General features: G+C 70.3%; 11 protein-coding genes. 4 read left to right on the forward strand and 7 right to left on the reverse strand.

Annotated features, from left to right (window positions below):
* Nucleotides 1-46: 46 nt before the first annotated feature.
* Nucleotides 47-1,039, forward strand: coding sequence for an esterase/lipase family protein (locus tag ACFVT2_RS08625; RefSeq protein WP_390013840.1), 993 nt, complete (start codon nt 47-49; stop codon nt 1,037-1,039).
* Between the two features lie 275 nt (nt 1,040-1,314).
* Here ACFVT2_RS08625 and ACFVT2_RS08630 read toward each other — a convergent pair whose 3' ends face one another.
* Genes ACFVT2_RS08630 through ACFVT2_RS08640 form a run of 3 tightly spaced genes read right to left on the reverse strand, consistent with a single transcriptional unit; the run spans nt 1,315 to nt 2,571 of the window.
* Nucleotides 1,315-1,611, reverse strand: coding sequence for a putative quinol monooxygenase (locus tag ACFVT2_RS08630; protein WP_390013843.1), 297 nt, complete (start codon nt 1,609-1,611; stop codon nt 1,315-1,317).
* Nucleotides 1,612-1,649: 38 nt separating this feature from the next.
* Nucleotides 1,650-2,270 carry an aldo/keto reductase gene (locus ACFVT2_RS08635; protein ID WP_390013895.1) on the reverse strand — a complete coding sequence of 207 codons (621 nt, stop codon included), beginning with the start codon at nt 2,268-2,270 and terminating at the stop codon, nt 1,650-1,652.
* Nucleotides 2,271-2,274: 4 nt separating this feature from the next.
* Nucleotides 2,275-2,571, reverse strand: coding sequence for an aldo/keto reductase (locus ACFVT2_RS08640; protein ID WP_390013845.1), 297 nt, complete (start codon nt 2,569-2,571; stop codon nt 2,275-2,277).
* On the opposite strand from ACFVT2_RS08640, the gene ACFVT2_RS08645 reads away from it, so the two are divergent.
* A complete protein-coding gene (locus tag ACFVT2_RS08645) occupies nt 2,551-3,018 on the forward strand; it encodes a hypothetical protein (RefSeq protein ID WP_390013847.1) in 468 nt (155 codons plus the stop codon). The two genes, ACFVT2_RS08640 and ACFVT2_RS08645, sit on opposite strands and share 21 nt — an antisense overlap.
* Nucleotides 3,019-3,166: 148 nt before the next feature.
* Here ACFVT2_RS08645 and ACFVT2_RS08650 read toward each other — a convergent pair whose 3' ends face one another.
* The 4 genes from ACFVT2_RS08650 to ACFVT2_RS08665 form a co-directional block, all read right to left on the reverse strand.
* The gene (locus ACFVT2_RS08650) at nt 3,167-4,303 is read right to left on the reverse strand and encodes an agmatine deiminase family protein (protein ID WP_390013849.1); all 1,137 of its coding nucleotides are present in this window, start codon (nt 4,301-4,303) and stop codon (nt 3,167-3,169) included.
* Nucleotides 4,304-4,461: 158 nt separating this feature from the next.
* Nucleotides 4,462-5,454, reverse strand: coding sequence for an agmatine/peptidylarginine deiminase (locus tag ACFVT2_RS08655; protein WP_390013852.1), 993 nt, complete (start codon nt 5,452-5,454; stop codon nt 4,462-4,464).
* Between the two features lie 401 nt (nt 5,455-5,855).
* Entirely contained in the window at nt 5,856-6,440 is a 585-nt protein-coding gene (locus tag ACFVT2_RS08660; RefSeq protein ID WP_390013855.1) for a TetR/AcrR family transcriptional regulator, read from the reverse strand.
* A gap of 64 nt (nt 6,441-6,504) precedes the next feature.
* Nucleotides 6,505-7,062: a TetR/AcrR family transcriptional regulator gene (locus ACFVT2_RS08665; RefSeq protein WP_390013898.1), complete on the reverse strand. Its 558-nt coding sequence runs from the start codon at nt 7,060-7,062 to the stop codon at nt 6,505-6,507.
* A 177-nt stretch (nt 7,063-7,239) separates the two neighbouring features.
* Here ACFVT2_RS08665 and ACFVT2_RS08670 point away from each other — a divergent pair, with 177 nt between their 5' ends.
* Together ACFVT2_RS08670 and ureA are read left to right on the forward strand one after the other, a co-directional pair.
* A complete protein-coding gene (locus ACFVT2_RS08670) occupies nt 7,240-8,784 on the forward strand; it encodes a protein kinase (RefSeq protein WP_390013857.1) in 1,545 nt (514 codons plus the stop codon).
* Between the two features lie 214 nt (nt 8,785-8,998).
* Nucleotides 8,999-9,657: urease subunit gamma (ureA, locus tag ACFVT2_RS08675; RefSeq protein ID WP_390013859.1), on the forward strand; the 659-nt coding region annotated here is incomplete at its 3' end.

Consider the following 9,657-nt stretch of genomic DNA (forward strand, 5'->3'; position numbering starts at 1 on the left):
GCTCACGGATCATTTCGGAGTCCTCTTTCCCCGCAAGGAGCACCGTATGAAGCTGCCTTGGTCGAGACTGCTCACCGCCCTCCCGGCGGTCACCTTGGCTGCGGGTCTCACCACTGCGCCCGCCGCCGCTGCCCGCCCGTCGACCACCGTGCTTCCCGGCAAGTCCCTCGGGATGCCCCTCCACACGCCCCCCACCACGATTCCCCGGGGGCCCTTGGGAAGGCCCCTCCTCAAGCCGTCCTCCGCAGGCACTCCACGGCACGCCCCCTGGGCAGCCAGCGTCAGCAGTGGCTGGAACAACTTCACCTGCGAGCCGTCCGCTCGGCACCCCCGCCCGGTCGTCCTCGTCCACGGCACCCTCGCCAACTCCGTCGACAACTGGCTCGGCCTCGCCCCCTACCTGGTGCGGCGCGGCTACTGCGTCTTCTCCCTGACCTACGGCCAGTTGCTCGGCCTCCCGCTCGTCGGTGGGCTCGGTCCGATCGACAACTCGGCCAGGCAGCTCGCCGCGTACGTCGACCGGGTGCTGGCCGCAACCGGCGCCAGGAAGGTCGATCTCGTCGGACAGTCGCAGGGCGGCATGATGCCGCGGGTGTACTTGAAGTTCCACGGCGGCCGCCACAAAGTGCACACGTTGGTCGGGCTGGCCCCCGACAACCACGGCACCGACCTGCACGGACTGGCCAACCTGCTGGACATCGCCCCGATCAAACAGTCCCTCCACGCGCTCACCCCGGGGCTGATCGAGCAAAAGGCCGGCTCCGCCCTGCTGCGTCGCCTCAACGCCGGCGGCGACACCCTTCCCGGCATCCACTACACCGTCATCGCCACCAAGTACGACGAGGTCATCACGCCCCACGGCTCGGAGTTCCTCCACGGCCCGCATGTCCACAACGTCCTGATCCAGGAACTGTGCCCGGCCGATCTCTCCCTGCATGCGAGCCTCGGCCTCGTCGACCGGATCGCCTTCCACGAGACGGCCAACGCGCTCGACCCGGCACACGCCACCCCCACCACCTGCGCCTCCGCCCTGACCTGACTGACTGACTGACTGACTGACTGACTGACTGACTGACCAGACCAGACCAGACCCAGCGTCCCGTTCGGCACTGTCCAGGCGGCGCGCGTAGAGGACTTACCCGGCCGGGGCGGGGTGCCCGGCCGGGTATACCGTCCCTGTGCGTGAGCCTCTTCGGCCGGACCGTCGGGGGTGTGGTGCCCCGTCGTCGACGGCGACATCGTCACGGACGGCTCGCCGACCCGGCCGGTCACGGCGGCGGGACCCCGCCGTGCGCCCGGGGCCGGTGCCTGGCGTCAGTCACCGGGGGCGGCCACCAGCTTCCGTACGGTCATCGGCTCGGCGAGGGCGAGTTCGAGGACCTGGCTGGTGTGTTGGAAGTGGGCGGTGGCGAAGTGCGCGGTGAGTGCCTGGGCGTCCGACCACTGCTCGACGACCACCATACGGGCCGGGTCGTTGGGATCGGCGTAGGGACGGTAGGCAAGGCAGCCGGGTTCTTCCAGCGACGGTTCGATCATTGCCTCCAGGGCGATGCGGAGCCGGTCTTCGTACCCGGGGGCTGCCAGGCATTCGGCGATGACGGTGAGGGACATGGTGTGGTGGGTCCTCTTGTGCGGGAGATGGGTCGATGTCAGGGGCGGGCCGGGCCCGTACCGGCGCCGGAGGTGGTGATGGCCGCGGCGATCTCGTCCAGGTCGGCCAGCGTCAGTTGCACCGAGCCGGCGCCGATCCAGCCGTCTACCTGAGCGGTCTTGCGGGCGCCGACGATGGCACCGGTGACGCCGGGCCAGGCAAGGGCCCAGGCAATGGCGGCTTCCGCAACGGTAGCACCGTGCCGCTCGGCGACTGGCCGCAGTGCGTCGGCCAGGCGGAGGTTGGCGACGAGTCCGGAGGTGAAGTCACGGTGGGTGGAGCGCCAGTCGTCCGCGGGCAGTTCGGCTGCCCGTTCGGCGGAGAAGGTGCCGGTCAACAGGCCGGACTGGAGGGGTGAGTAGACGATTACGCCGGTGCCGTGGTCCCTGGCCCAGGCAATCTCGGGGGCGGCGGAACGGTTGACGGCGGAGAAGGGCGGCTGGGTCACGTCCACGTGGGCGATCCGGTCGGCGGCTTCCAACTGCTCGGGAGAATGGTTGGACAGACCGATCGCGCGGACCTTGCCCTCGGCCTTGGGGTCAGCCATGACCTGCCAATACTCCTCCAGCGGGGTGGCGTTGGGCGAGACCGCGCCCGAACCGTCGCCGGCGTATGCCAGCGATTCACCGGTGTCCGGCCAATGCCTGGTAGAGGTCGATGCGCTCCACGTTCAACCGCCGCAGTGAGTCCTCGACCTCGCGGCGCACGCTGGTGGGGTTCATGGTGCGGCGGGGCGGTGTCTGCGGGTCGGTCGGGTCCCAGACCAGTCCGACCTTGGTGAACAGGTACGGACGCTCGGACTCGGGCAGACCGGCGATGGCCCTGCCGACCAGTGCCTCGGAGTGCCCCAGGCCGTAAACGGCCGCGGTATCGATCCAGTTGACGCCGGAGGCGAGGGCGTGCCGGACAGCGGCGATCAACTCGCTGTCGTCCTGGCGCCCCAGCCGAAGCGCCAGCCGGTCCCGGACACCGCCCACGAACCGAAGCCGGTGTTCCTCGACGAGGGGATGCGCAGCCTGTACGCCGACTGGCGCGGCAAGGCCGCCGACGTGGCGGCCTACCTCCGCCTGGACGTCGGGCGCCATCCGGACGACCCGCGGTCGGCGGCGCTGTTGGACGAACTCTCCACCGCGAGCCCGGAGTTCCGCGAGGCGCGGGCGGAACACCGGCTCAAGGACAAGACGCACGGGCGCTACGTCTACCGGCATCCGGTCGTGGGGGAACTCGACCTGGGTTTCGAGACGTTGCGGCTGCCCGACGACCCGGATCAGGCCCTGATCGCCCACACCGTAGAGGAGGGGACGCCCTCGGAGACGGCGTTGCGGCTACTGGCGAACTGGGCCCGCGAAGAGCTGTCGGTCGGCTGAGCACACCACTGCGGGTCACGCCGCGACCGGGACTGTTCCACCGGTGCTCGCGGCCCACGAACCGCACTGTGGAGTGCGCGAAAGCACTTGCTGTGGGGGTTGCGGCCGTGGAGCGAGCACAGCCCGTCAGGCTGTGCTCTCGCGGGTGCTACTTGGCCGGCTTGCCGGGTTGGTCGTGGGTCGAGCAGTGGATACCGCCTCCGCCCGAGGCGATGGTGTCGATCTTCACCTGCACGATGTCGCGTTGCGGGAACTGGTCCTGGAGGATGCCCTTCGCCCGGTCGTCGGCCTTGGCGTCGCCGAAGCGGGGGATGAACACCGCACCGTTGGCCACGTAGAAGTTCGCGTAGGTGGAGACGAAGGCGTCACCCCGGCCGGTGATCTTGTCCAGGTCGGGCTGGGGCAGGTCGACGACCTCCAGGGACTTGCCGCGAGCGTCGGTGGCGTCCTTGAGCACCGACCGGGCCTGGTCGGCCGCGCGGGACCAGACGTCCGGGGGGCTGTCGGGGAAGGCGCGGTCCACCAGGACGACACCCGGCGCGGTGAACCGGGCGATGCTGTCGACGTGCGCGTCGGTGATGTCCTTGCCGCGCACCCCGGCCAGCCAGATCACCTTCTCGATGCCCAGACTGCTCTTGATTTCGGCCTCGATCTGGTCGCGGCTCTTCCCCGGGTTGCGGTTCTTGTTGACCACCGAGCTCTCGGTGATCAACAAGGTGCCCTCCCCGTCCGTCTCGAAGGAGCCGCCCTCGGCGACCAGCGGGGCCTTGGCGCGTGGGATGTCGTACTTCTCCAGCAGGAGGCGGCCGACCTGGGCGTCGTTGTCGTGCGTCTGCTTGTTGCCCCAGCCGCTGAAGTTGAGGTCGACGCCCAGGATGCCCCCGGATTCCGCAACGAACAGGGGGACGGTGTCGCGCGCCCACAGGTCGTCCACCCCCAGCGGGATCACCTCGACCTGGGAGCCGCAGGCCCGTTGGGCCGTTTCCTGCTGCTCCGGGCGGGCCATCAGGACCACGGGTTCGTACTGCGCGACGGCACGGGCCACCCGGGCGATGTCGTCCCGTACGGGCGGCAGTTGAGCACCCCAGACCGACTCCAGGGCCGGCCAGGACATGAAGGTGCGGGTGTGGCTCTCCCACTCGGCACCGAACCGGCGGCCCGTCTTCATCCGAGAGGGCGACGAGGACGCTGGCGCGGCCGGGGTTTCGCGCGGACCGCAGGCCGCGGCTCCGAGGGCGAGGGCGCCGATGCCGGCGAAGGAGCGCAGGACGTTGCGGCGGGACATGGCGGGATGGGACACAGAGAACTCCGGCATTCAGCTGGCGAGCCTGATTTCAGGGAATGGCGAGCGTCCTGAAATTCGAGCCCTGAGGGCAAGGAACATCCGACGGCTATGACGTATTCGGGAGGGTGCGTATCGGGGCGGCGTACAGGTGTCGGGGATTACGGGACGGGTTCGTGCATGGTGGAGCAGTGGATTCCACCGCCGCCGCCCATGAGGCGGTCGACGTCCAGCTGTACGACCTCGCGCCCGGAAAACGCCTCGGCCAGGATCCGGCGGGCCGCGGCGTCCTTCCTGTGGTCACCGAATTGCGCCGTGATGACCGCGCCGTTGACGAGATGGAAGTTGAGGTAGGAATCCACGAACGTCGAGCTCCGCGAGCGCACGGTGTCCGGTCCGTCCACCCGGATCACCTGGAGGCGCCGCCCCTTCGCATCGGTCGCGGCAGACAGAACGGCGAATTGCTCCCGCGCGTCCCGGGCCCAGACGTCGTTCCGGTCGTCCGGGGGAACCTGCACCATGACCACGCCGGGACCGACGAAGCGGGAGGTGACGTCGATGTGGTTGTCGGTGATGTCCCGGCCGCGGACGCCGGGAACCCAGATCATCTTCTCGGCACCGTATGCCGCCAGGACTTCTTCTTCGATCTCGTCCCGGCTCATGCCACGATTACGGTTCTTGTTCACCAGGCTGCTCTCGGTAGCCAGCACCGTGCCGTCGCCGTCGGTCTCGATCGATCCGCCTTCTCCGACGAAATTCGCCTCGCGGAGGGGAATTCCGTTGAATTCGGCAACGCACCAGGCCACTTCGGCGTCATCGCGGTGCGTCTGCTTTCCGCCCCACCCGTTGAAGTGGAGGCTGACGGCGTCGAGGTTCCCCTGACCGTCGCGCCGGAATACGGCGCAGGTGTCGCGCATCCAGAGATCGTCCGTGGGGATCGAGCCGATGACGGTGACCCCCGGGCCGCAGGCGGCCCGGGCGGCCGCCGCGGCGGTTTCGTCCGGCGCGCACATGAGGACGGGCTCATAGGCTGCGACCGTGCGGGCGATGAGGGCGATGTCCTGCTGAACACCTGCCAGTCGGCGGCCCCAGATGGACCTCCGCGACGGCCAGGACATCCAGGTCCGGGTGTGCGGAACGTCGTCGGCCGGCACGCGCCACCGGAGACCTCCCGCGTCGTCGGGCGAAGATCCTCGCGCCGGGCGCGGGCCAAGGATGGCATCGAGCAGCCACCTGCCCGCGGAGAGGTCGTTCATGGGGGCTCCACATCGAATCCGTTGCTTCGGGCGGCCGTCGGCCGCCGGGGCCTGGGTGGACCAGGGGCGGGACTTCCCCTCGCCGTCGCCCGGCAGCGTTCACACCGACGACGCGTGCGGCGGGATCGGGGCCGGCCACGCCGCCTGCACCCCTCCATCCAGTCGAGGCGGGGCGCAGTGCGTGAGCCCGACGTGGGGCAGAGACACGGCGCCGCCCTGTCCCACACTGTGGCACTGACTGGATTTTCAGTCAACCCGAGGGCCACGCGTGTCCCCCGTGTATGCGCACCGCACCGGGCTCAGCCCTGCGAGCCCCCGGCCAGCTCACGCTCCAGCGCGGCGGCCACATGCGCCCTGGCTTCGGCAGTGGTGAGCAGGCCGGCCAGCCAGCGCCCGCTCAGTCCTTCCACCAGGGAGGTCAGCCGGACCGCGGCGGCCCGCGAGTCGACCGACTCGGGGATGCTCCCCTCGTCCTGCCCGTCCGCGATCAGCTCGGCGATGTCGACGAGCCAGCGCTCGGTCAGTGACGCGAGAGTCGGCCGCAGTCCTTCGTCGAAGGTCGCGGCCGCACGCACCTCGCCCCACACGGCGGAGTTCTCCCGTACGGCGGTGTCGTCCTGGAACTCCGCCGCCAGGAGGCCGAGCAGCAGATCACGGACGGGGATGTCGTCATCGCCCGTGCTGCCCACGTAGCCCTCGGCCCGGTCGTTGACGAATTCCAGGGCACTGGTGACCAGGCCCGCGCGATCGCGGAAGTGGTAGTAGATCAACGTCTTGGACACGCCCGCCTCGGCGGCGACGTCTTCCACGCGCAACCCCCGGACCCCCCGCAGGGCTATCACTCGGCAGGTCGCTTCCAGCAGTTTGGCTCGTCGGGTAGTCACGTTCGTACAGTAACCACTTGGGTGTACCGGGATTGCCGCGGAAGGCAACGCAGGGCGCCGGGCCTTACCTGCGCTCCAGTCGCGCCAGCTCCGCGTCGATGGCGTCCCGCATCAATGCACGGGCATGCTCCAGCGGCAGGATGCCGCTGAGCCAGCGCATGCTGAGCCCTTCCACCAGTGCCGTCAGCCGCTCGGCGGCGATGGCCAGACTTGCGGCGGTCGCCATCGGGCGCACCCGGCCGAGCAGGTCGGCGATTTCCTGGACCCAGACCAGCGTCGCCCTGGCCAGGTCCTCCCGCAGGTGGGGCTCGAAGATGGCGCTGGCGCGCAGTTCTCCCCATGCGGTGCTGTTCTCCCGGACGGCCTCGTCGTCCTGGAGCTCCAACAGCAGGGTCTGTTCCAGCTCTTGCCGGGGATCGAGGGGGGCGGCGTCCGGGCCGCGCTCCGTGGTGTAGCTCCCGGCACGGTCGTTGATGAACTCCAGGGTCCGGCGCAGGATGCCGGCCCGGTCCTTGAAGTGGTAGTAGATGAGCGCGGTGGAGACCCCGGCCTCGGCGGCCAGCTCCTCGACCCGCAGCCCGCGGACCCCGCGCCGGGCGATGACCCGCGCAGCCGCCTCCATGATCGCTGTTCTACGGTCGCTCACGATTGCCCAGCTTAACCAGCCCTCGCGCGCCTCCTTCCGGCGGGGCAGGTGGATTGACTGAAACTTCAGTTACAGTCGGGGCGCGGAGCCGTGCCAGCTGCCCCGCCCTTCTGCCGGCCCGCGCTTGCCGCCCCCATCCGAAAGAGCCACCGCATGACCACCGAGCATCCCGGCGCGTCGCCGTCCTTCGCGGTTCTGACCGCTGACGATCCGGCGGAGATCGGCGGGTACCGACTGCACGCCCGGCTCGGCTCGGGCGGCATGGGGCACGTCTACCTGGCGTACACGCCGGGCGGCCGGCCGGTGGCTCTCAAGACGGTACGGCCGGAGCTCGCCGGGGACCCCGAGTTCCGTCACCGGTTCGTGCAGGAGGTGGCCAACGCCCGGCGTATCCACGGCCTGTACACCGCCCAGGTCATCGACGCCGGCGTCGACGCGGTGACGCCGTGGTTGGCGACGGCCTACGTACCCGCCCCCTCGCTGCACGAGGTGGCGCGTCGGCACGGTCCGCTGCCGGTGGAGACCGTGCTCCTCCTCATGGCCGGCGTCGCGGAGGCCCTCCAGTCGATCCACGCCGCCGGCGTGGTCCACCGCGACCTCAAGCCGGCCAACGTACTGGTCGCCGCCGACGGCCCCAGGGTGATCGACTTCGGCATCGCGCGGGCCGCCGACGCGGTCGCGCTCACCAGCGCCGGCCTGCGGATCGGCACGCCCGCGTTCATGGCGCCCGAGCAGGCCCTGGGGCAACCCGCCACGTCGGCCACCGACGTCTTCGCGCTCGGCGCACTGGCCGTGTACGCCGCCGGCGGCACACCCCCCTTCGGCGACTGTCCCGAATCCGTGGCCCTGTACCGGGCGGTCCACGAACAGCCCGACCTCATCCGCGTACCGGCCGAACTGCACGCCCTGTTGGGACGATGCCTGGCGAAGGATCCCGCTGAACGGCCCACCACCGGCGCCGTGATCGAGGCCGTGCGCCGCCACCCTTCCGTGGGCGCGCAGGTGCGGTTCACCGACGGCTGGCTGCCGACCGCCGTCCGTACGGAGCTCTCCCGCCACGGCGACCTGCCTGAGCCGCCCGCGTCGCCGCACGCACAGCCCACCGTCACCGCCACACCCGTGCCCCTCCCGCGGGCCGAGGTGCCCGGCCCCGCCTCGCCGCCGGCCCCGACCCGGCGCGCCGGAAGACCCGTTCGCTGGATCGTGTTGACGGCGATCGCCGCGCTGCTGCTGGGCGGCGGTGCGGTCTACTACCTCGACTACCCCCCGGAGGATCCGGCACCGCCCTCCGAGGTCGAGCAGTCGCAGGACGCGCCCGGAGACGGATACCGGCCGGGGTACGCGGGCGTGGAGCTGACCTCGCCGGATCCGAGTTACGAGTTCGACCTGCAGAACGGCAAGGTCGTGCCGGAGTCCAGCGTCGACTGGTACCTGTCGCGCACGGCCACCGCATTCACGATCCCCGACGACAGTGACGCCTTCATCGCTTCCGGCGACAGTCTGACTCCCGATGACTGTCTCAAGGGGATCGACAGCAGCCCGGTCACCTCGCTGAAGTTCAGCGAGCTCGAAGACCGGCACCCCTTCTGCATCCGGAACGCGAACGGCCGGGAGATCGTGATCGTGCGACTGGTCGAAGCCGTTCCCGGCGGCGGTGCGGTGACCGTCTCCCTCAGCCACTACGGCAAGGACGCCTGACCCTTCCGGGCGCTCCGCGTCGCGACTCCGGCAGCTGATCGGCACTCGCCGCCGACCCTCGCAGCAGTCACGCCCGATGCATTGACTGAATTTTCAGTCAGTGGCAAGGTCGGGCCAGATCACGCTGCTGACCTGCCACAGAAAGCCACGCCCTCATGCGCAATGGCACTCCGACCGGTGTGCCCGCTCCGACCCGATTCCAGGAGCCACGGCCATGCAACTGACCCCCACCGAACGCGACCGTCTGCTGCTCTTCAGCGCCGCCGAACTGGCCCGGGCGCGACATGCGCGCGGCTGCCGGCTGAACGTGCCCGAAGCGACGGCTCTGATCGCCGACACGGTCTGCGAGGCGGCCCGCGACGGCGCCCGGCTCGCCGAAGCCCTCACGGCCGCCCGCAGTGCGCTCGGGCCCAGGGACGTGCTGCCCGGCGTGCCCGACGTCGTCACCGAGATCCATGTGGAGGCGGTGTTCGACGACGGAACCAGGCTGGCCGTGGTCAGCGACCCGTTCCAGGGGGGCGGCCTCGGCGAACGCGCCCCGGGTGCGGTGCTGCCCGGTCCGGCTGATCCCGAGCCTGAGCCCGTCGTGGTGGTTGCGGTGCGCAACACCGCGACGGTGCCGATCAGTGTCACCTCGCATTTCCACTTCTTCGAGGCCAATCCGCGGTTGGAGTTCGACCGCGGCGCCGCGTACGGCATGCGGTTGTGCGTCCCGGCCGGTTCGTCGGTGCGGTTCGACGTCGGCGGGTCCTTGGAGGTCGGCCTGGTGCCGATCGGTGGCGACCGGATCGCGATCGGCTTCGCCGGTCTGGTCGACGGCCCGCTCGACGCGCCGGGCGCCAAGAACGAAGCGCTGCGGCGGGCCGCCGCCTG

This window comes from Streptomyces sp. NPDC058000 (assembly GCF_042886435.1).
Taxonomy (GTDB): domain Bacteria; phylum Actinomycetota; class Actinomycetes; order Streptomycetales; family Streptomycetaceae; genus Streptomyces.